The sequence below is a fragment of the Ruegeria sp. HKCCD4315 genome (genome assembly GCF_013112245.1).
Classification (GTDB): Bacteria; Pseudomonadota; Alphaproteobacteria; order Rhodobacterales; family Rhodobacteraceae; genus Ruegeria.
Map to the genome: position 1 here is coordinate 181,314 of NZ_WVRN01000001.1, position 22,893 is coordinate 204,206.

The 22,893-nt window shown below is 57.9% G+C and carries 18 protein-coding genes and 1 pseudogene; 14 read left to right on the plus strand and 5 right to left on the minus strand.

What is annotated here, in order from left to right:
* The first annotated feature begins 13 nt into the window (after positions 1-13).
* The 5 genes and pseudogenes from GS646_RS00860 to GS646_RS00880 all read left to right on the plus strand — a co-directional run bounded on the left by GS646_RS00860 (position 14) and on the right by GS646_RS00880 (position 4,891).
* Positions 14-1,600 (plus strand): GMC family oxidoreductase, encoded by a 1,587-nt coding sequence (locus tag GS646_RS00860; protein ID WP_171647472.1) that lies wholly within the window; start codon positions 14-16, stop codon positions 1,598-1,600.
* A 2-nt stretch (positions 1,601-1,602) separates the two neighbouring features.
* Entirely contained in the window at positions 1,603-1,911 is a 309-nt protein-coding gene (locus tag GS646_RS00865; RefSeq protein ID WP_171189140.1) for a Dabb family protein, read from the plus strand.
* A gap of 4 nt (positions 1,912-1,915) precedes the next feature.
* Entirely contained in the window at positions 1,916-3,085 is a 1,170-nt protein-coding gene (locus GS646_RS00870; RefSeq protein WP_171189139.1) for a dihydrodipicolinate synthase family protein, read from the plus strand.
* A gap of 5 nt (positions 3,086-3,090) precedes the next feature.
* Positions 3,091-4,098, plus strand: coding sequence for a LacI family DNA-binding transcriptional regulator (locus tag GS646_RS00875; RefSeq protein WP_171647470.1), 1,008 nt, complete (start codon positions 3,091-3,093; stop codon positions 4,096-4,098).
* 85 nt (positions 4,099-4,183) lie between these two features.
* A pseudogene (locus GS646_RS00880) lies at positions 4,184-4,891 on the plus strand (IS6 family transposase).
* 329 nt (positions 4,892-5,220) lie between these two features.
* On the opposite strand, the gene GS646_RS00885 reads toward GS646_RS00880, so the two are convergent.
* The 5 genes from GS646_RS00885 to GS646_RS00905 form a co-directional block, all read right to left on the minus strand.
* Complete coding sequence (locus GS646_RS00885; protein WP_171647468.1) at positions 5,221-5,757, minus strand: TetR/AcrR family transcriptional regulator; 537 nt, start codon at positions 5,755-5,757, stop codon at positions 5,221-5,223.
* Entirely contained in the window at positions 5,754-6,749 is a 996-nt protein-coding gene (locus GS646_RS00890; RefSeq protein WP_171647466.1) for an FAD-dependent oxidoreductase, read from the minus strand. The genes GS646_RS00885 and GS646_RS00890 overlap by 4 nt, the downstream gene beginning before the upstream one ends.
* Positions 6,746-7,417: a cupin domain-containing protein gene (locus GS646_RS00895; protein WP_171189206.1), complete on the minus strand. Its 672-nt coding sequence runs from the start codon at positions 7,415-7,417 to the stop codon at positions 6,746-6,748. Before GS646_RS00895 ends, GS646_RS00890 begins: the two co-directional genes overlap by 4 nt.
* A gap of 251 nt (positions 7,418-7,668) precedes the next feature.
* The gene (locus tag GS646_RS00900) at positions 7,669-8,943 is read right to left on the minus strand and encodes an adenylate/guanylate cyclase domain-containing protein (protein WP_171183662.1); all 1,275 of its coding nucleotides are present in this window, start codon (positions 8,941-8,943) and stop codon (positions 7,669-7,671) included.
* 809 nt (positions 8,944-9,752) lie between these two features.
* Positions 9,753-11,714, minus strand: coding sequence for a CocE/NonD family hydrolase (locus tag GS646_RS00905; protein ID WP_171647464.1), 1,962 nt, complete (start codon positions 11,712-11,714; stop codon positions 9,753-9,755).
* A 164-nt stretch (positions 11,715-11,878) separates the two neighbouring features.
* On the opposite strand from GS646_RS00905, the gene GS646_RS00910 reads away from it, so the two are divergent.
* From GS646_RS00910 to GS646_RS00950, 9 genes are all read left to right on the plus strand, one after another.
* Entirely contained in the window at positions 11,879-12,541 is a 663-nt protein-coding gene (locus GS646_RS00910) for a helix-turn-helix domain-containing protein (protein WP_171183666.1), read from the plus strand.
* A complete protein-coding gene (locus tag GS646_RS00915; protein ID WP_171647462.1) occupies positions 12,538-14,577 on the plus strand; it encodes an NADH:flavin oxidoreductase in 2,040 nt (679 codons plus the stop codon). Before GS646_RS00910 ends, GS646_RS00915 begins: the two co-directional genes overlap by 4 nt.
* Before the next feature lie 108 nt (positions 14,578-14,685).
* Positions 14,686-15,378 carry an XRE family transcriptional regulator gene (locus tag GS646_RS23170; RefSeq protein WP_171183670.1) on the plus strand — a complete coding sequence of 231 codons (693 nt, stop codon included), beginning with the start codon at positions 14,686-14,688 and terminating at the stop codon, positions 15,376-15,378.
* Positions 15,379-15,471: 93 nt separating this feature from the next.
* Positions 15,472-17,031, plus strand: coding sequence for an ABC transporter substrate-binding protein (locus GS646_RS00925; protein WP_171183672.1), 1,560 nt, complete (start codon positions 15,472-15,474; stop codon positions 17,029-17,031).
* Positions 17,032-17,085: 54 nt separating this feature from the next.
* A complete protein-coding gene (locus GS646_RS00930) occupies positions 17,086-18,030 on the plus strand; it encodes an ABC transporter permease (protein WP_171183674.1) in 945 nt (314 codons plus the stop codon).
* Positions 18,011-18,889: an ABC transporter permease gene (locus GS646_RS00935; RefSeq protein WP_371732004.1), complete on the plus strand. Its 879-nt coding sequence runs from the start codon at positions 18,011-18,013 to the stop codon at positions 18,887-18,889. Before GS646_RS00930 ends, GS646_RS00935 begins: the two co-directional genes overlap by 20 nt.
* Positions 18,889-19,875 (plus strand): ABC transporter ATP-binding protein, encoded by a 987-nt coding sequence (locus tag GS646_RS00940; protein WP_171647457.1) that lies wholly within the window; start codon positions 18,889-18,891, stop codon positions 19,873-19,875. The genes GS646_RS00935 and GS646_RS00940 overlap by 1 nt, the downstream gene beginning before the upstream one ends.
* Positions 19,872-20,873 (plus strand): ABC transporter ATP-binding protein, encoded by a 1,002-nt coding sequence (locus GS646_RS00945; protein WP_171183680.1) that lies wholly within the window; start codon positions 19,872-19,874, stop codon positions 20,871-20,873. Before GS646_RS00940 ends, GS646_RS00945 begins: the two co-directional genes overlap by 4 nt.
* Positions 20,870-22,888, plus strand: coding sequence for a CocE/NonD family hydrolase (locus GS646_RS00950; protein ID WP_171647455.1), 2,019 nt, complete (start codon positions 20,870-20,872; stop codon positions 22,886-22,888). Before GS646_RS00945 ends, GS646_RS00950 begins: the two co-directional genes overlap by 4 nt.
* Positions 22,889-22,893 lie beyond the last annotated feature (5 nt).

Sequence of the window (22,893 nt, forward strand, 5' to 3'; positions counted from 1 at the left end):
AGGGCATATAAGAATGTCTGAAGGATATGATTTCATTGTCATTGGGGGCGGCTCGGCAGGCTCGGTTATCGCTGCGCGTCTTTCCGAAGAACCGTCGGCGCGTGTGCTGTTGCTAGAGGCCGGCTCCACCGACCGTCACCCGTTCTTCCACCTACCAGCCGGGTTCGCGAAGATGACCAAGGGTATCGGCAGCTGGGGCTGGTCCACGGTTCCGCAAAGGCACATGCAGAACAAGGTCTTCAACTACACCCAGGCCAAGGTGATCGGCGGAGGGTCTGCAATTAACGCGCAAATCTACACGCGGGGTGCAGCTCAGGATTACGATGCCTGGAGACAGAAGGGGTGCGAGGGGTGGAGTTATGCCGACGTGCTGCCCTATTTCAAAAAGTCCGAAGACAACGACACCTACGACGACGAATTTCACGGCAAGGGCGGACCGCTGGGCGTGTCCATGCCCGCAGCACCTTTGCCAATCTGCGACGCCTACATCAAGGCCGCAGGGGAAGTGGGGATTCCCGAAACGCGCGATGTGAATGGGGCGAAACAGGATGGCGCGGGGTACTATCAGCTGACCCAGCGCAATGCGCGGCGATCCTCTGCTGCGATGGCGTTTATCGCGCCGAACCTCAGCCGCCCGAACCTGACCGTGCGCACCGGCGCACAGGTCCGCCGCATTATGGTGGACAAAGGCAGGGCGACTGGTGTCGAGATGATGAATGGGGACAAGATCTCCGCCGCGAAAGAGGTCATTCTGTCCTCAGGTGCCATCGGTTCGCCGCGCTTGTTGCAACTGTCGGGAATTGGCCCCGCGGATCATTTGGACAGCCTTGGCATCGACGCGGTTTTTCATCAGCCGCAGGTGGGCGCGAATTTGCAGGACCATCTGGATTTGTATTCCATCTGCGAAGTGACCGGCCCGCACACCTACGACCGTTTCGCTAAGCTGCACCTTTCAGCTTTTGCAGGCCTGCAATACCTTTTCACCCGCAAGGGACCGGTCGCGTCCAGCCTGTTCGAAACGGGTGGATTCTGGTACGCAGACCCGGATGCGCGTTCACCGGATCTTCAGTTGCATCTGGGGCTTGGTACCGGCATTGAGGCAGGGGTCGAGGCGATGCCCAACGGTGGGGTTACACTGAACGCCTGTTTTTTGCGACCCAGATCACACGGAACCGTCCGGTTGCAAAGTTCAGACCCCGCGATGATGCCGCTTATAGATCCCAACTATCTGGCGGATCCCTACGATCGCGAGATGTCCATTCGGGGGCTGAAGCTGGTGCAGAACATCCTCGCTCAGGATGCGCTGAAGCCGTACATCTTGGCAGAACGTTTGCCGGGTCCGGATGTGCGGACCGAGCAGGAGTATTTCGATTTTATCTGTGTACACTCCAAAACATCGCACCACTGCGCTGGTACCTGTCGTATGGGCAGCGATGCCGAAGCCGTTCTGGACCCGCGCCTGCGGTTCAATGGGATCGAAGGGCTTCGCGTCGCGGATGCGTCGATTATGCCGACGGTCAATTCATCGAACACCAATGCACCTACAATCATGATCGGGGAAAAAGCTTCCGACATGATCAAACAAGATCAGGGTTTCTAAAAATGATCCGCCATATCGTACTGACCAAGTTCCGCGCCGACGTGACCGAGGAGACAATCGGAGCCATCTACAAAGGTCTCGAGGACGTGTCAAAGGCCCTTCCCGGGGCCAGCGGGTTTACCGGGGGCCGCAGTGAGAGCCCCGAGCAGATCGAACGCGGATACATGCATGGTTTCGTGATCGACTTCGACGATTGGGCCGCGTTAGAGGCCTATCAGAACAACGAAACGCACAAGGCGCTGGGCGCGCAACTGGTCGAGAACGCGGTGGGTGGCATCGACGGCATTCTGGTTCTGGATTTGGAGGTTTGAGACAATGAAATTGATTTTGCCAAATCCTGAGGGGCAGCTGGAACCCTATGCGCTGACCGGAACGCCGATAGTACCGCGCAAGCCGCAGGTGCCTCTGACGCGCACGGCCTTTGCGGCGGCTCATGTGGTTTCAGACCCGCTGGTGGAACGTAATCCCTGGGATGGGCGTCCCGCAGTTGATTGGGAAGCGACCCTGCGATTTCGTCAGGGACTCTGGGATCAGGGGCTGGGTCTGGCCGAAGCCATGGATACCGCACAACGGGGTATGGGCGTCGATTGGGAGACCGCGCTGGAGCTGATCCAGCGCACAATGAAGGCTGCGCAGGCGCATCCGTTGTCGCCTCGGGTGGCTTGTGGGGCAGGGACTGATCACTTGCCTCTAAGCGCGTTGAACACAGCGGGTGAAATCCTGTCAGCCTACGAGCATCAGGCCGAGGCGATCGAAGCCGGCGGAGGGCAATTGATCCTCATGGCGTCACGCTCCTTCCCATCGATCAAGGCAGGTCCAGACACCTACCATGATGTATACCGCGCGCTGATCGATGGGGCTGCGGAGCCTGTAATCCTGCACTGGCTGGGCGATATGTTCGATCCTGCATTGACGGGCTATTGGGGTAGCACGGACATCAACGCGGCCAGCGACTTTGTGCTGTCCCTGATAAACGAAAATCCCGCCAAGGTTGATGGGATAAAAATATCCTTGCTGGATCAGGCACATGAAGAAAACTTCCGCGCGCGGTTGCCGGACGGCGTGCGCCTCTACACTGGTGACGATTTCAACTACGCCGATCTTATTGCCGGGGATGGAACGCATTTTTCCCACGCTCTACTCGGCATTTTCGCTGCTATCGCCCCCGCCGCCAGCCAGGCGCTTGAGGCGTTGGCTATGGGCGACATGGATCGCTACAACGCGCTGTTCGCACCGACTATTCCCCTCAGTCGAGAGATTTTTAAGGCTCCGACGCGGTTCTACAAAGCCGGGATTGCCTGTCTGGCATGGCTGAACGGAGCCCAGTCCCATTTCATCATGCCGGGTGGGTTCCAATCCAGCCGTGACATCTGCCACTACGCGCAAGTGTTCAGATTGGCGGATCAGGCCGGTTTACTCTCAGACCCTGAACTGGCTAAAGCACGGATGACCACGCTTCTCAGCTTGCATGGAGTTGAACAATAGCCTGAATGCGAAGACCCACGATCATAGATGTCGCCAACTCGGCGGGCGTTTCCAAGTCGACGGTAAGCCTTGTTTTGCAGGGCAGTCCGCAGGTGAAGCCGGAGACACGCAAGCTCGTCCATACCGCGATGAAAGAGATCGGGTATGTCTATAACCGATCGGCGGCAAATCTGCGATCCGCGGGAACGGCGCTAATAGGTTTGGTGATAAACGACCTGACCAACCCGTTTTTCACTGAGTTTGCGACTTCGTTACAGATGGCGCTGGCGTCCCGAGGCTATGCGGTCGTATTGGCGAACACAAACGAAGACCCCGAACTTCAGGATCAGGTGGTGGGCGCGATGCTTGAGCACGGTGTTTCTGCTTTGATCCTATCGCCTGCTTATGGCGATGTCACAAACACCCTCTCCGCGGTAGAGCGAGCTGGCATTCCGTTGATGCAAGTCTTGCGACAGGTTGAAAGCGAAACTTGCAGATTTCCCTTTATCGCTCCTGATTACGCAGAGGGTGGACGCGCGGCAACGCAGTACCTGATCGAAACGGGCGCGCGGAACATCGCCTTTGTCGGTGGTCTGGATGGTGCCGAAGTCACTCAGGAAAGACTGTCCGGCTATATCAGTGCGATGAAAGACAACCACTTGCAGCCTATTGTAAAAACAGGGGAATCCAGCCGATCATTTGGACATGAAGCAACGGTCAACCTCTTCAAAGAGCATCCTGCGTGCGATGCCGCAGTCTGTTTCAATGATCTTGTTGCTTTTGGGATGATTAATGCCTGCCATGAAACTCAGATAAAGATTGGCACGGAGTTTCAGATTGTCGGTTTCGACGACATCAAGGAAGCATCAGAATGCTGGCCAGCTTTGTCTACCGTACACTGCGGCGTCTCTGAGTTTGGAGAACAAGTTGCGGACACTGTTTTGCTGTGGTTGCAGGATGGTGCCACGCCAGCGCAATGCACGCGGACTTCAACGCGTTTGGTATTGAGGCAAACTACGAAAGACACGGTGTAGCAAAAGACTATACCAGCCTTTGTCGAGAGGTCTTGTCAGAAGAGCCTTGGTTGAGCGGGGCAGGGTACTCTCGTAGCCTTCGCGCATGATTAAACAGCCGCCATTAAAGTACCTTAAAACCAGCCCCGAGATCATCCGCCTAGCAGTGATGCTGTACATCCGTTTCCCGCTCGCGCTTCGGAATGTCGAAGATCTGCTGCACGAGCGAGGCGTCGATGTGAGCCACGAAACTGTCCGGTATTGGTGGAACAGGTTCGGCCCGATGTTTGCCGCTGAGATCAGACGGAATCGTGTGCAGCAGCTGCGCGCCTTCTCCAAATGAAAGTGGCACGTCGACGAGGTTTTCGTGAAGGTGAATGGTAAGCGGCATTATCTTTGGCGGGCTGTTGATCACGAAGGCTAGGTGCTGGAAGCCGTTGTTACCAAACGTCGAAACAAAGCTGCAGCACTGAAATTCCTCAAGAAGTTAGAGAAGCGACACGGTAAAGCGGAAAAACTCGTCACGGATCGCTTCGCATCGTATCGGGCTGCTCTCAGAGAACTTGGCGCTACCGAAAAACAAAGGACGGGCAGGTGGCTTAATAACCGCGTCGAGAACTCGCACCTGCCGTTTCGACGACGCGAACGCGCGATGCAGCGGTTCAGGCTAATGCGAAGTTTGCAGAAATTCGCGTCCGTCCATTCCTCTGTCTACAACCACTTCAACCAGGAAAGATCGCTCGCCAGCAGAGATACCTTCAAGCTGATACGCAGCGTCGTTCTTGCCGAGTGGTGTCAACTTTGTTCCGGATAGGTTCGTGGTTTTCGTGGCAAACTGAGACTGGTTCGAATTCGTCTGACAGCACCCAAACGGGAGCTTCAGTCCATTCCACGCGGACGCAACGACGATCAACTCGACAGCTTTTCCCATCTTCTGAACTGGTCCAAGGGACTGGGATTCTACCGCGCGCTTGGTCGCGATCATCAGATCAACATCGTACGTCGGGAGCGCAATCGCGAGAGGGTCAGGCGACGGTAGAACCTCAGAGTCAAGCTTGAAAACTCGTTGAATAGTACTGGGAGGGCCGATGTCGGACCAATCCTGAGAGCGGCCCCTATGATCGCTCGCAACCACAAACTGGTCTAATCGCTAATGCCGTCGGATGACGGCTTTGAGCCCAAATCGGACGTTGCTTTTTCGAAGACGTCCGGGTCACCCTGCACAGTCGCAAGTAGTGCAGCGCCTTCCAGCGTCGCGAGCACTGCTAGTGCGTCAGAAAGCGGATCGTCGCTGTCCGGAAATGCGCTGACAAGCCGATCGACCAATGCTGCGAAGAACATTCTTGCCGCCTCCGTTACCGGTTCAGGTAGAACTCCGCTTTCAGCTGCGAGTAGCCCACAAAGGCACATCTTTCCGTCCTGGCGCAAGCTTTCCGCGAAAAGCTCGCGTAGGCGTGCGACACGCGCATGAGACGGGCATTCATCCAAAGCGTCCAGGAAACGGGACGTGTAATTTCTGGCCAGTCGAGCGACCAGATCGGCCTTGGTCGGGAAGTAATGATGTACGCCTGCGCTGGTCAGCGCTGTGTCGCGCGCAAGGTCTCGGAACGAAAAGCCGTTGTAGCCGCCAGTGCGGACCCGCGCCTCGGCGGCGACCAGGATTTTCTCTTCTGATGTCATACCATCACCCTCGACAATTCTTGCCGCGCTGCATCCATGGCTTCAAGAGCGCCTTCGAGGAAACCACCGTGCGACGGTGCGGTTTCAGTTCCTGCAAAGATCACCCGCCGAGTAGGAGTTAGTTTGCTATACATAGGATGGGAGCTAAGCGGCTTGAGGTCGGCAGACGTGGCGGTTGCCATGTCGGCGCTCCAATCCTTGACGATTACGCCGCGTGGCTCGGCTGCTTTGGGGCCAAACAGGCGGACCAGTTGCGCCATCGCTTGCGCTTCGAACCCGGATTGTCGGGCCGTGCCGGGCATGGCAAAGCCGAACAGAGCACCCTGGGTGCCGTCCATAGGCGACGCGTCATGGATTTCAGCCAGCGGACCTTGATGAGAGATTGCGTCGCCATTCAGGCCCGCGTCGCGCCAGAATGGGGTGTCGTAAACAGCAACGAGTTTGGCATGTCCAGCCATCCAAGTTGGAACATCCGGAACGACCACGCCCATCTGTGCAGCGAGGCGCGGGGGTAGCGCCAAAACAACGAAGTCGGCGCGCAATGAAAACCCGTTTCCGCTCAAGGTCACGAATTCGTCTTCTTCGATCACACGCCGAACTTCGTGGCCAAGGCACAGCGTATCAACAACCTTTTGGGCGAGGGCGTTGGTTATCTGAGCGAGTCCGCCTGAAACGCGAAGCGCGTCACCCATGGGGGCGAAATCGAAGTCACGACGCACATTTCCCTGAGCATCCTCGAACGCCAATCGTCCATCGCTGTATTGTGGAAATGTTCGCAGCCCAAGCTTGTCTAGGAGGGATAGCATGCGGTGGTTGTGCGGCCAAATCCAAGCAGGGCCGAGGTCATAGCCGCCCTGTGAGAGAATGCGACCGCCTACGCGGTCGCGCGCCTCTAGCAAAAGCACGTCGCGCCCTTCAAGCTTCTGCGCATGCGCCAAAGCTAGGCCGGACAACCCTGCGCCGACGATGATAATCTTTGCGTTTGGCTTCATGCCGCGCTCTCTGCGACGTTACTAAGGTGGCCGGTCTTGATCCAGATTCGCACCCCGTTAGCGCCAGCGGTCGCCTCGAAACTCGCCCCGACGGGCAGGCGTAACCAATCCCAGCGGGACAGGGTGTCGCCACCCTCGTTCAGGCTCCCATCAATCACAAAGACCTCAAGCCCGCCTGAGGCATCTAAAGAGCGCACTGTACCCGCATCCCAGTGTTCCATCGCTACAGTTTCACGTACATCTGTGTGGAGGGGCAACCTAGAGACACCATCTGCTGCTTCAATCCAGCTTGCCTTGCCGCTGTCGATCTGGACTTGATCGCGGTCGCTAGCATCGAATTGGTGGAGCTTTACAAGAATTGTCGCGCCGTCCTGTGCTGCAGGTGTATGAGACGAGGTCGGCGGGTTCCGCACGTAGGAACCAGTTGGAAAATCACCGTCTTCGTCTTGAAAAGTACCGTCGAGAACCAAGTATTCTTCGCCACCGTCATGCGTGTGGGCAGAGAAAGCGCTGCCAGGCGCAAAACGGACGATAGTGGTGGCGCGAGCTACTTCCTCTCCAATTCGGTCAAGCATTTTGCGCTCAACTCCGGGCATCGGGGATGCGACCCAATCGTTCTCTTCAAAGTGTATAAGGGTACGTTTATTGAAGTTGGCGTTCACGCGCATGGTTTGGTCTCCCTCCATTGTCACTGTGTATGTGCAAATTGACTATACTTACCTACTGATAGGTAGGTCGTTTCTCGACGTCACTATCGCAACAGTGATCACGCGTTCGTGAACCATTGGTTAAACCGCAGCGAATGGCGAATTTGTCCGCAGAGCGGTCGCTCGCGACATTTCGGCGAATGACCGCACCGAGCCCTAAGAGGACATCAGCCGCCTGGTAACTCTGCATCAATTACCGGAGCGGTGGGCTGTCAAACCAAGGGTTCGAATGAGAAGACTTCCACGCCGTCGTCGAAACCGCGCAAGGTGTGTGATCCCAACGTGCTGGGCGTTTCGGTGACAAGTTCGGCAAACTCGCTCGTTGCAAGAAGGGGTGCATCAAGGGACCGGGTCAGCCCCTCCAACCTGCTGACCATTGCGACGGAAGTCCCGGTCACCGTGAAGTCCAGCCTGCTTTCAGTTCCCACGTTGCCGTAGATCGCCGCGCCCATGTGCAGGCCGATTCCAAAATCCGTTCGATTCTCTGGCTCGATTTCCTCGCGCCTTTGAAACGCTTCCCGTGCCGCCGACAGGGCTGCCTCGCACATGCCCTCCGGCAGCCGCCGATGACCATCAAACGGGAAAATCGCGAGCAATCCATCACCGACGAACTTCAGCACTTCGCCACCATGGTCGTGTACCGCACCCGCGACACAGTCAAAGTACCGGTTGACCGCGGCCACGTAGTCACCCGGTGACAGGCGTTGGCTCAGGGCCGTAGAGCCGTGCATGTCGCTGGACAGAAGTGCACAATCGATCTCGCGGACATCGCCACGCGATATTTGGCCGTTCAAGACGGATCGGCCTGAAATCCTGCCCAGGTAGGCCTCCATCAGTTCAGCCGCCAGGAACTGCTCCGTGAAGACGTGGACGGTGCCAAACAGTGGTATCGACAGTCGCGTGAGGCCGTCGATTTCCCGCTGTGTAAAGCCGGAGCGCCTTTTTGTCGCGAAGGACACTGAAGCGCCCAGTACCCACTGCGTGCCGCTTTCGAAGGTAATGCTCCGTTTGCCAAACGGAACGGAAAAGACCAGGTAATCGGTGATGCCCGATGTAGCCAGCTTCTGGTAAATCGGATATTTGTCGCGGGTTGACGGATCGGTCAGATTGGCACGCAGCACCGGCATCATTTCCATCTCGCCGACCAGCCCGTCGGCCAGATCCCAGATATCACTTTGAAAGAACTTGGAGGCTATTTTGGCGGTCAGCTTGGTGTTTTCGCCAAACGGCGCCTTGTCAAAAAGGTCATCGGTCACTGAACTCCGTGGCATGACGGTCCAGTCTATGCGGTCCGTTGATGCATCCCAAGTTGCATCGACCAGTCCGATGACGGGATGCATCATGAGACGGCCCAGCGAAACCCGCGCGACTGGCACACCGCCGTCGATCAGCCTGTGACTGAGATGCTCAACCAGGCCACCAACATCGCCGTCGAAAAAGGCCAGCTTTTGCAACCAGTCTGCAATACGGTCGAAAACATCGGACATGACGCACTCCTCAACCCGCACTTTGTAATAGACGACCGCGCATGTCATTTGAATTGTTGAGCGGCCCATGTGGCCGCTTTGTCCGCTAGGCAGACGTTCAGCAGATTTCAGCGAACGTCCGCTGCCGTTCAATGGAGGCCTTGGGGCGAAATTTCTCGGAATGACCACCAACAATGACCGCTTTCCGTTCCTAAGCCGTCATCTGACTGAAAGACTCAGATGACTGCCTTGAGCCCAAAGTGCCCGATGTTGCGCGACGCACGAACGGGTGCGAACCACGTCATTGCCGCCATTGGTTTTGGTAAGTACGGCCCGAACCTGCGGTCAAACTAAAATCAAAAGGTTTCTGCGCGGCCCTTTATACCGGATCGTCGTTGCGAGTACATAGCGCGGATGCTAGCAGAGGTCCGCAAGCTCAACAGACCGGTAGATCTGTTAGATGTACAGGGCATCTCAGTCCTTAGAGTGAACATCCGTTGCTCGAGTGACATCAACTCCTGCAACCCCGCCTCCGTTGTCCCATTTGGGGATGTAAATTCATTTCGGAGGTTAGCAGGTGACAGGGGCTGTATCGCAGAAGATCGCCGGTCACAGAGATCAATTCTCGAGCCAGTTTTGCCGCAGCTTCTTTCGACCAGCCCATTTCTCTCCCGGTGTTCGTCAATCCTCTGTCATCACGAAAACATAGGCCGGGCCGCCACCGAAAACCGTGGTTATTGTGTTTAGCATGTCCGCGTCATTGAGCGTGAATTCAGATCCAACAAAACGAAAGTGCTCAACCCGAGAATGAATTGAACAGAGAATTGTTACTAAATACGCCATTGCCGCGTTGCGAAGGGCTGATTGTTCCATTTCGCATTCAACTCGGCATCCACCGTGGTGCGGTCGCTTGTGGTTCTGGCAGTCAATGCGACCGAAACCTCGGCAGTTCCATCAGGCCGTTCGAAAACCATCCTGTGAAGTACGTTTGTCTGTTTCTCAACGCCATCTGAAGCATCCAGACTGTGCGTCATGTTGGTTTCATAGCTGAAAGCGGTTTCTGTTTGGGCGAAGGTTGTTTTCAAAAGCGGCTGATGCCATCCCATCTCAACCCTGTCCCCGGTAGTCTGTGTCCAGCGTGACAAAGGGTTAGGCGCATGGGTGGAATGCCGTTTCTGCACGGGCAGGTCTTGGGCTTCGGGCAGTGGCCGGGACAGGTCAGCGGGCGCATCGGGTAAAACAGGCAAACGCAGCGTTGCGTGATCTATCTGTATATCTAAAGCCGGTGATTTTGCGTGAATGAGGGGCCAGTAAGATGAGGACAAAGCAAGCCGGAGACTATGCCCCTTACGGACGCGATACGCCGTTGAATGAAGCCGAAGGTCCGCACTAAATTTGCCTGACCTCGTCGCTGATGGTTTGCAATCCAAATTTTCGTCAAGCGACAGGTTTCGAACGCCGTAGCTTATTCGTGCAGCCACGCCTTCCGGGCTGACATCACTCAGCCTGGCGATGATCTGCCCCGGTTTGTCGCCAGTCTCGCCACGCAGAGTCAGTGTCATCGAACCATAGATAATGACGTCATCGGCCAAAGGAGCCGTTTCGAAAACCAATGACCGGGCATCGTCTGCGGTTTGATCAAGTGGCAGCCCGCCGAGACGGCCAAAATACCCCGTGTCCCCGGCGGTTTGCCCGACGGTCGGGTCTGCGGGAACCATCCATGGTGCAGGGCCATCGCTGGATTTATGCGTGGACAAGTCCCAGTCCTGTATCTCGCTTTCCTTTGAGGCTGGCCCGCTTTGCGTCCATCTCCCGGATCTTTGGACCAAACGGTCGCCCGGTGTATCGAATTCGCGCATCCAGACCCGCAACCGCGGCCAATCCAGCGCGTCGGGCTGATCCGATTTCAACCAATGATCCCACCACTCCAGCGCCAGCTTTTGAAAACCGATGGAGGGACCCGGACTACCGTGGTCGGGATAATGATGCCCCCAGGGACCGACGACCCCCCAGACCAGATCGGGGCGGGCATCAACCAAAGACATAACAGAATTGGAATAGCGATCACTCCACCCGCCGACTGACAGGATCGGAACCGAAAGGGCTTCAGCGGTATGAATAACTGAGCCGTGGCGCCAAAAGTCACCGCGCCCATCCTCACGCAGCCAGTTCTGCAGGGGGAATGTCAGACTATCAATCCGTTCTTTCCAACGCGATTTCCATTCCGGCCCGACATTCAGCGACGGTGGAGATGCCAGGATAGAAGGAAGCGTTGCACCCCATTCGAACGTGTCCGACAGAACGCAACCGCCCATATAGTGGATGTCGTCCTCGAACCGGTCATGTGTGGCACAGACAGCTATTGCCGCCTTCAACGGTGCGGGCGCATCGACGCTTGCCTGAAGAGATGCGGTCCCACCCCAGGACGTGCCAAACATGCCCACGCGGCCATTGCACCAGGGTTGCGCAGCCAGCCATTCGATCACTTGCCGCGCATCGTCCAATTCTGCCGGTGCGTACATATCCGGCATGTGCCCTTCGCTATCCCCTGATCCCCGCATATCCACACGGATGCAGGCATAGCCATGGGCGGCAAAATAGGGATGGTTCCTCTCATCCCGCGCGCGAACCATGTCGGTCTTGCGATAGGGAATGTACTCCAGAATGGCGGGCACAGGCGCTTGAGTCAAAGGGCGCCACAACCGTGCGGCCAGCCGCACGCCATCAGGCATTGTGATCCACAGATGATCCGTTTCCGACACGTCGAAAGGATTTTCTGGCTGGTCCGTCATAGTGATCCGCCGCGTGCGTTTAGTGTTTATCCCACTTCTGCAAATCTGGGGCGAACTTGCAATAGCACCGTGCTATTCAATGTAAAATAGAATTTGACTTTAAAATTCTAGTCTGATTTCAATTTTAGTAGGGTTTATCGCGCAAACCACTTTCGGAGAGCCGCATGCCATCTGACAACGTCGTCGCTTTGCCATCCGCAATTTCCTCACTGGGCAGTGAGGTTCGGCAATTGCGCAAAGCCCGCCAGCTGACGCTCAAACAATTGAGCGAAGAGGCGGGCATTTCGCTTAGCCATGTGTCGGCGATTGAGCGCGGGGTTTCCAAACCTTCGGTTGACGTGTTGCAGGCTATCGCCAGCGCGCTCAGCGTCACGCCAGATTGGTTTTTTGCCCGCCGCGCTGGTGCCGGGCCGATGGAACAGGCCTATGTTGTTCGCGCCCAGAACCGTCGCGCGCTGAATACGCTCTACGGTCAGGACGCGGCTGAGTTGGGCTATACTGATCACCTGCTGTCCAGTTCGATCGGCGGGCAGTTTTATATGGGTTTGGCGGCGTATGCACCTCACTCGGAACGCCCCGAAGACCCTTTGCAAAAGCACGAGGGTGAAGAGCACGGCTTGGTGCTGGAAGGTGAGTTGGAGATGCAGATCGGCGATGAGTTCATCACACTGCGCGCCGGGGACAGCTACAGCTTTGACGCACGTATCCCGCACCATGCCCGCAACCGCACTGATCAGGTATGCCGGTTGATCTGGGCGGTCTCACCGGTCGTCATTCCAAAGGATGTCGTCGCACCGCAGGCGTCTGACCGGGAAACCTCGTCATGAGCCGTGACGTCCTGCTGCAACCCTATCAACTAAAGCACCTGACCCTGAAAAACAGGATCATGACTACCAGTCATGAACCCGCCTATCCAGAAGACGGAATGCCCAAAGAACGCTATCGCGCCTATCACGAAATGCGGGCAAAAGCGGGTGTTGCAATGACAATGACCGCAGGGTCTGCCACCGTCAGCCGCGACAGCCCACCGGTGTTCAACAACATCCTCGCCTACAAGGATGAGGTCGTGCGCTGGATGGGCGAACTGACCGATGCCTGCCACGCCCATAGCTGCGCTGTGATGATCCAGCTGACCCATCTGGGGCGGCGCACGGGATGGAACAAGGGCGATTGGTTGCCGTCAGTTTCCCCCTCGCATTTCCGCGAACCGGCGCATCGGGCCTTTCCGAAAAAGTTGGAAGATTTTGATGTCGAGCGGATCGTGACCGACTATGCCGATGCGGCTGAACGCATGCAGGCCGCCGGATTGGACGGGATCGAGTTGCAGGCCTACGGGCACTTGCTGGACCAATTCTGGTCGCCGCTGACCAACACGATGGACGCACCGTTTGGAGGTGATCTCGACAACCGACTTCGCTTTGGCTTTATGGTTTTGGATGCGATCCGTGACCGCGTCGGCCCCGACTTCATCGTCGGCGTCCGCTATACCGCCGATGAAGTCGAAAAAGGCGGGATCACCGAAAATGAAGGGCTGGAAATCGCGCGCAGGCTGCGAGACAGCGGTCAGGTGGATTTCCTGAATGTCATTCGCGGGCGCATTCATACCGACCCCGCCATGACGGATGTGATCCCCGTGCAGGGCATGAAAAGCGCGCCGCATCTGGATTTCGCCGGGCGGGTGCGGGCTGAAACGGGCATGCCGACCTTCCATGCTTCGCGCATCCCTGACGTGGCGACGGCGAGACATGCGGTGTCCTCGGGTCTTTTGGATATGGTCGGGATGACCCGCGCGCATATGGCCGACCCGATGATCGTGTCCAAGATCCAAGCCGGACAGGAAGATGACATCCGGCCTTGTGTCGGGGCCACCTACTGCCTCGACCGCATCTATCAAGCAGGCGAAGCACTGTGCATTCACAACGCCGCAACGGGGCGTGAATTGTCGATGCCACATGTCATCCCTGCTGCCGAAACACGCCGCCGTGCGGTGATTGTTGGCGCAGGTCCCGCCGGGTTGGAAGCCGCGCGCGTCGCCGCTGAGCGTGGCCATGATGTCACCGTTCTGGAGGCGGCCCCCGAACCCGGCGGGCAAGTGCGCCTGACCGCGCAATCCAAGCGCCGGGCAGAGATGATCGGGATCATCGACTGGCGTATGGCGCAATGCGCTGCGCGGGACGTGCAGTTTCAGTTCAACACGTATGCCGAGGCCAGTGACGTGACCGCGCTGTCGCCGGATGTGGTGGTGATCGCGACCGGAGGTCTGCCCGAGACAACGATCCTCGATTCGGGAAATGAACTGGCCGTGTCCGCTTGGGATATCTTGTCCGGCGACGTAGAGCCGGGCGAAAACGTGCTGATTTATGACGATGCGGGGGATCATCCGGCCCTGATGGCCGCCGAGGTCATCGCAGCCTCCGGTGCACGGGTCGAGGTCATGACCCGTGACCGCAGTTTTGCGCCCGAAGTCATGGCGATGAATCTGGTGCCCTATATGCGCTCCTTGCAGAAAACCGGGGCCGTGTTCACGGTCACCCGAACCCTGCAAGCGATCGAAAATTCAGGCAATCAGCTACAAGCCCATATTGGAACCGACTATTCGGATCTGATTGAGAAAAGAGAATATGATCAGGTGGTTGTCAATCAAGGCACACTGCCACTGGACGATCTTTACTTTGACCTTAAGCCTCTGTCGCGCAATCGCGGGGCGGTGGATCAGAGTGCGCTTGTCTCTGGCAAGGGCGACCTGTTTTCGCAACCCAATCCCAGCGCCGGATTTGATCTGTATCGTATTGGCGATGCCGTGTCGGCACGCAACATTCACGCTGCAATCTACGACGCTCTGCGCATTGGCATCCGGTGGTAGCAAGCGCAGGGAGATATCGTAAATACGAGAAAAATTAACTATTTTTCTTGCGAAAAAGAAACTTTCTCGTAACAATTCCGAAATAACGAGCGCACGAAGGGAGGAATCGTGAGCCAGGCCAGATCGAAAAAATACACCCGCACTGCCAGCGAAGAGGGGCTTGCAGCCTTCGGGGCTGAGGTGCGTCAGCTGCGCAAGGCCCGCCAGATGACCCTGGCCGAGCTTGCGTCCAGCAGCGGTGTTTCGATCAGCCATCTCAGCGCAATCGAGCGCGGAACTGTCAGTGCCTCGCTCAATAAAATCTCTCGCATTGCCGACGCTTTGGGTGTCCCCGAGGAATGGTTTTTCAACCACCGCCCCGGCTCGGGCCCGCTGGAGCGTGCATATGTCGTGCGTCAATCCAACCGTCGAAATTTGAATTTGCTGTATGACGAACCTATCGAGCAATCTGGCTATGCGGATCAGTTGCTCTCCAGTTCAATTGGCGGTGGGTTCTGTTTGGGCGTCTCAGATTACCGCCCCTATTCCGAACAGGTCGTAGACCAGTATTTCTCGCGCGATGGCGAGATGCATGGGGTCATTCTGGATGGTGAACTGGAACTGGTGCTGGAGGACGAAACCGTCACCTTGCGCACTGGGGACAGTTTCAGCTTTCCCGGAGAAATTCTGCACGTTCTGCGCAACGTAACCGATCAACCCGCGCGCATGATCTGGGTGAACTCACCCGTCATCATCCCAAGATTCTCAGCGCTTGGCGCTGATGAGCAACTGCCACAGTCAAACAAGAAAAAGAACGGATAACGCCTGCTGGCACCTGAAGTCGCGGGCGCGCCTGCCCGCAAGCAACCAAACCGGACAGATGCCCGGACACGAAGACAAACAGGGAGTAAGCAAATGAGTTCGATTTTCAAAGGGGACGTTTCCAGACGCTCCGTTCTGGCCGGTGCTGGTGCATTGGGCGCGGCCAGCATCGCGTTTCCGCATATTGCTGTTAGTGCCGATGGCTCGGTCCTGACCATCCGGTCCTATAGCGATCTACAGGTGCTGGACCCAGCCTTCTGGCTCGCGCTGCCTGAGGCCGACATCATGCGGTCGATCTATGCGCCTCTGGTGTCAAACCAACAAGGCGATGAATGGAACTGGCGGCCCGTTGCTGTTGAAAGCATCGAACAGCTGGACGACCTGACCATAGCCTTCAAACTGCGTGACAATATCGGTTTCACGGACGGCTTCGGACAGATGACCGCCGATGACGTTAAGTTCTCGATTGAGCGTATCGCCGATCCGGCCAATGAAAGCCCCTATGCCGGCGATTGGAGCGCTTTGAAAGAGGTTGAGATCAAGGACAACCTCTCGGGCCTGATCCACCTGAAAAACAAGTTCGTGCCGCTTTGGACAACCACACTGCCGACGCCTGCCTCCTGCATCGTATCGCGCAAAGCGGTCGAGGAAATCGGCGGCAAGATCGGATCCGAGCCGGTTGCGCAATCCGGTCAGTACATCCTGACCGAGTGGGTGCCCAAACAGAAAACTGTTCTGAAACGCAATCCGGATTGGGCGTATGAGCCGGGCGGGTACGAAGAAATCCACATCCTACCAATCGAAGACCCTTCGACCGCTGAACTGGGATTTGAAGCGGGCGATCTGGACTATACTTGGACGTCGGTATCCTCGCTGCCGCGTCTCAAGGAAAACCCGCCTGCGGGATCGGTTGTCGAGGAAAAACCCTCGCTGGCTTATGTCTGGCTGGGCATGAACCAGGACAACGAAGCGCTGAAAGACGTGCGCATCCGCCGTGCCATTCAGCACGCGATTGACCGGCAGACTGTGGTTGACGCGGCCTATTTCGGCGCAGCGGCCGTGGGCAACGGCATCATCGCGCCCGGTTTGCCCGGCAGCCGGGACAGTGTGACTTATGACTACGACCCCGACAAGGCCCGTGAATTGCTGGCCGAAGCCGGTGCCGAAGGCATGACCGTGACGCTCGACATCCTGAACCAATCCGAACGTCTGACGGCGGCTCAGGTCATTCAGGCCAATCTGGCCGATGTGGGGATCACCTGCGAAATCAAGCAGAATGACAGTGGGACATTCTGGACGCTGGGTTCGAAGGATGGCGACTACTTCATGAACCTGCAGTTGGTGCTCAGCCGGTTCTCGATGAACCCCGACCCAAGCTGGGCGACCGTTTGGTTCACGCCCGAACAGGTCGGCGTCTGGAACTGGGAACGTTTCAACAACGAGGAATACAAGGCGCTGCACGAAGAGGGCCTGGTTGAAAGCGATCCGGCCAAGCGCGATGAGATCTACAAGAAGATGCAGGGTCTCATGGATGAAAGCGGCTGCTATGTCTTCCTGACGCACGAGGTTGTTGGTCTGATCCACAAGGATACGGTCAACCCGGGCCTCAAACCGAATGGTGAGCCATTGCTGCCGCTGTTCAAACCCGCCTGATCCACGCAAACGGGCGGCGCGTTGTCGCCGCCTGAACGCCTATAGGGGGCGCGTATGCTGAGCTATTTTATCAAACGGCTTGGGCTGGCTGCTGCGATCGTGTCGGTCGCCATGTTCCTGCTGTTTTGCATGATTTATCTGATCCCCGGCGACCCGGCTTCGGTCGCACTGGGGCCTCGGGCGACCGAGGAAATGCGCGCCGCCCTGCGCGAGAAAATGGGGTTGAACCAGCCGGTTCTGGTTCAGTTCTGGAATTTCTACATCGGGGCATGGACAGGTGATTTAGGCGAAGAGGTTCTGTCGGGCCGTCCCGTCACCACGGTTGTGTTCGAACAACTGCCCTATACGTTGGCCCTGATCGTCGGCGGCATCACGTGGTCGGTTGCTCTTGGCATTCCGCTGGGCTGCTGGGCGGCGGTCAGCCGCGGCAGCTGGGCCGACCGGATTGTTGGCATCCTGTCCGTTGCCGTGATTGCGGTGCCGTCCTTTGTTATCGCGATTTATGCGCTACTGATCTTTGCCGTCGAACTGCGTTGGCTACCTGCCATTGGCGCTGGTGAACCCGGCAATCTCGGCGATCAACTTACCCATCTGATCCTGCCGTCTCTGGCCGTTGGTCTGGGTTGGGTCGGTTACATCGCCCGCATGGTGCGCGCCTCAATGCTCGAAGTGCTTGAGGCCAGCCATATCCGCACCGCACGTGCGTTTGGCCTTCCGGATCGAACGATCACCTACCGTTATGCCCTGTCGATTGCGATCCTGCCCACGGTCACCTTGCTGGGCGTAGGCATCGGTCAGATGCTCTCATCGGCTGTTTTTGCCGAGATCGTCTTTGCCCGCCCCGGCGTCGGCAAGCTGGTTTATGACGCCATCCTGACCCGCAACTTCCCCATCGTGACAGGCACCGTTTTGATCACCACCGTCCTGTTCGTTCTGCTCAACCTGTTGGCAGACCTAATTATCGGAGCTTTGGATCCCCGTGTCAGAAGCAGTTTCTAATCCCGCCCCCGGGCGCATGGCCGAGCTGTGGCGCCCGATCCGCAAAATCCTGCGCGAACCTTTAGGCGCGTTGGGATTGTTCCTTGTGCTGTTTGTTATCTTCGGCGCTGTGTTTGCCGATCTGCTCACCAGCTGGGACCCGACGAAAATCAACCCGCGTGACCGGTTCCAAGGCCCAAGCGCACAGCATCTTATGGGCACCGATCAACTGGGCCGAGACCTGTTTGCCCGGGTGCTGCATGGCGGGCGGATCGCGTTGTTTGTCGCTCTGGTCTCGACCGCTGTGTCGCTGGTGATCGGCATCGTTCTGGGCCTGATCGCAGGCTACGGGCCGCGTTGGCTGGACAACCTGATGATCCTGCTCTTCGACGCGATGAAAAGCTTTCCCACCGTCATGCTGGCCCTTGCGCTGGTGACGCTGATGGGACCATCCCTGACCGCTGTGATGGTTGTTGTCGTTCTGGTCACCGTGCCCGGATACGCGCGGATCATCCGAACCCAGACCATTGCGTTGAAAACTTCGGAATACGTCACCGCGGCGCAAAGCATGGGCGCGTCTTCGGCTCGCATCTTACGGGTTCACATCCTTCCAAATGTGATTGGTCCGTTGGTGATCCTTGCCTCGATGGACATCCCGGTTGTTATCGGGATTGAGGCGGGGATGAGTTTCCTGGGTCTCGGCGTGCGCCCGCCGACCCCAAGCTGGGGGTCGATCCTGAATGATGGGTTCACCAATATCCGCGACACCGCCTGGATCGCGATAGCGGGTGGTGTGCCAATCATCATCACCACGCTGGGCTTTACTTTCCTGGGTGAGACGCTGCGGGACGTGTTCGATCCCCGGCTGAAAGGACGCTGATGACCACGTTGCGCATAGATAACCTGAACGTCAGCTTCTCGACCGAGGCCGGGCCGCTGCACGCCTTGAAAAACGTAAGCTTCGATGTGCCCGAAAACCGGATCGTCGGCATTGTGGGAGAATCCGGCTGCGGCAAGTCCACGCTGATCAACGCCATTCTGGGCCTTCTGGCCGACAACGGCAGCGTAGACGGCGGATCGATCTTATTTGAAGGACAGGATGAGCTGACCACCCTGCCCCCGTCGCGGATGCGCGACCTGCGCGGCCCACGCATAGCCACCGTTTTTCAGGACCCGATGGGCGCTCTGAACCCGGTGATTTCTGTCGGCAAGCAGATGTTGAATATCCAGTATCGCTCGTCCCTGTCGAAAGAGGAAAAGCTGAATCGCGCGGTCGAGATGCTGGAACTGGTCCGTATTCCAGATGCGCGTGCCGCCTTGGAGCGTTATCCGCATCAGTTCTCGGGCGGGATGAAGCAACGGATCGCCATCGCCATGGCCCTGATGATGGAGCCTGCCCTGTTGATCGCGGACGAACCCACAACGGCTTTGGATGCGACGCTTGAGGTGACAACGATCGAGCTGCTCAAAGATCTGCAGCAGAAAATTGGCTGTTCGGTCATGTTCATTTCGCACCATCTGGGCGTCATCGCCGAGCTGTGTGATGACGTTGTGGTCATGTATGCGGGTGAAGTGGTGGAGCGCGGAACCGTCCGGCAGATATTCCAGGACCCGCGCCACCCCTACACAGCGCGGCTGCTGGAATGCGATCCGGCGCGGCAAAGCGAACGCACCCGGCACCTGCCGACAATCCCCGGAGAAATCCCCGATCTGCGCGCACGGCCTGCAGGCTGTATCTTTGCCAATCGGTGCGACCTTGTAAGCGACGCGTGCTCGGCCCCGCCGCCTGACAAGGACATCGGAGACGGCCATATCGCCCGCTGTGTTGTTGCAGACAGCCCCGAAGCAACCGGAGTAACGGCATGAGCAGCGATCCCATTCTCAAGGTTGAAGACGTTCAAGTCTCGTTCCCGGTTGGTGGCATTGGGCGTAGAAGTTCGATCCTTGGCGTGGCTGGCGTGAACTTTGAAGTCAACCGAGGTGAAACCTTTGCGCTTGTCGGAGAAAGCGGTTCGGGCAAAACGACGCTCGCGCGGGCCGTGAACGGTTTGCAAGAAATCAGCGCAGGATCCATTACGTTCGAGAACCAGCGCATCGACACGTTGGATCGCAAGGCGATGAAGCCCGTGCGCAAACGTATGTCGATGATGTTTCAGGACCCGGTGGGGTCCCTGTCCCCGCGCATGACCGTCGGCGATCTGGTGACCGAGCCGTTCCGCATCCACGGGATCGAGGGCCGCAACCTGAGGGACGAGGCCGCGCGGCTGCTGACCTTGGTGGGGTTGCCAACAAGTTTCGCCTCTCGCTTTCCACATCAGTTGTCGGGCGGGCAAGCCCGGCGCGTTGGCGTGGCACGGGCCATTGCACTGGACCCGGCGCTGATTATCGCGGACGAACCCACCGCTGGTCTGGACGTGTCGGTGCAGGGCGAGGTTCTCAACCTGCTGAACGATCTGCGCGAGCGGCTCGGACTGGCAATGGTCATCATCACGCACAACCTGCATGTGGTGCACCATGTGGCTGATCGAACAGCGGTGATGTATCTGGGGCGCTTTGTTGAGGCAGGTGACACTGAAGAGGTGTTCAGCGCACCGCAGCACCCCTATACGGCGGCACTTTTGTCGGCCAACCCCGAGCCAGACCCGGACAAAACCCATGACCGGATCACCCTACCTGCCGAAGTTCCCTCGCTGCTGGCGCGACCGGCTGGATGCGAGTTCCACACCCGCTGCCCATGGGCGCAATCACGATGCAGTGTGGATGCACCAGAGCGGCAGGTTACAGACGGACGCGCAGTTGCCTGTCATTTCCCCCTTGAACCCGGTGCCCGCCCGCCGGAAATGGAAAAACAGGCTGCATCATGAGTGACATCGAGGTCATCGAAACTGTCTGGATTCCGATGTCCGACGGCACAAACCTTGCCGCGCGGCTCTGGCTGCCTGCGTCTGCCAGAACCTCACCGCTGCCCTGTATTCTGGAATACATCCCCTACCGACGTCGGGATGGCACGCGCATGCGCGACGAGAGCATGCATCCACACTTCGCGGCCGCCGGATACGCCTCAATCCGGGTGGATATCCGGGGGTATGGCGACAGCGAAGGCGTGGCCGAGGACGAATACTCGCATCAGGAAATCCAAGACGGTCATGACGCCGTTCAATGGATTGCCGCTCAGGATTGGTGCGACGGAAATGTCGGCATGTTCGGCAAAAGCTGGGGGGCGTATAACGCGTTTCAGGTCGCAGCGACCCGGCCCCCGGCACTGAAAGCCATCGCTCCGGTGATGGGAACGGATGATCGGTGGCGCGAGGATATTCATTTTTACGGCGGCTGTCTGGCCAACGATAATTTCTGGTGGGGTTCGATCATGCAGCTTTACAATGCGATGCCTCCCGACCCCGAGATTGTCGGTGCGGATCGCTGGATCGACATGTGGCGTGACCGGATGACCGGCGCGAAATTCTGGCCTGCCATGTGGCTGGAGCACCAAACCCATGATGAGATGTGGCGGCGCGGCTCGATCTGCGAAAACTATGCGGAAGTAGAGGTTCCCGTGTATTTCTTCGGCGGCTGGATGGACCTGTTCCGGGACACGCCCTTCCGCATCGCCGAGCATCTCAAAGGCCCCGTGAAAATCCTGATGGGACCTTGGGCTCATCTTTACCCGCATGAAGGTGTCCCCGGGCCAAAGGCCGATTTTGTCGGCGAAGTAATCCGCTTTTGGGACCATTGGCTAAAAGGCAAAGATACCGGTCTGATGGATGAGCCCCCGCTGCGGTTTTTCCTGCAAGACAGCGCGGCCCCTTCAGGCACGCATCTGCATCGCGCGGGGCGTTGGGTCGAAGAACCCTCTTGGCCGTCGCCGAATGTGTCCGCGCAGACGCTCTGGCTAAATGATCAGACGCTGGACGATACGGCTCAGGCCGGGACGGCGATGTCGATCTGCTCGCCGCAGACGTTCGGGGCAGCCGCTGGCGACATGTGCTCGTTCGCGATCCCCGGCGATATGGCTGCGGATTGCAGGATCGATGCCGGGGGTGCTTTGCAGTTCAAGGGGGCGCCCCTGATCGAACCGCTGGACTTGTTGGGCCAGCCCAGCATTGACCTGACGGTGTCCGCTGATAAGCCACAGGGATTTGTCGCCGCCTTGCTGGTGGATGAGGCCCCGGACGGCGCACAAACCTTGATCGCGCGAGGGTTTTGCAACCTCAACCACCGGGAAAGTGACACCCAGCCTACGCCGATCACGCCCGGCGAAGACATGACCGTTACGGTTCCCATGTACGGAACAGGCTACCGGGTGCCGATGGGCCATCGGGTCACGTTGCAAATCGCCTCGGCCTACTGGCCGGTTCTGTGGTCCGCGCCGCAGCCCGTAACGCTTACGATCCGACCCGGCGCGTCCCGGCTGATCCTGCCGGTCAGAACCCAGCCTGACGGCAGCACCGAACCACGTCCGCTGCCCGAACCAGCGCCCCCCACCGCAGCCCCGCGAAAAACCCATGTTCGCAGTGGCTCGATGGAACGTTCGGTCCATACTGATCTGACGACCGGCGAGATGACACACCGGTTCTTCCTGGACGGCGGAGTGTTTGGTCCGGTCGGCGATTTCCGCCTCGATGACATCGGAACAGTGCTTAGCGACGTTTCAGACCGCCGCTACACGATCCACCCTAGCGATCCACTATCAGCCGTCGCCACCATGGAGCAAACGGCCGGTTTTGACCGCGACGACTGGTCCGCGAAAATCTGGACCTATTCCGAACAACGAGCAACGGCGACCGAGTTTCACCTGACCTCACGCCTCAAGGCCTGGTCAGGTGATGAACTCATTTTCGAAGAAGAAGAGACGCACATCATTCCCCGCAACGGAATGTAGCGCGT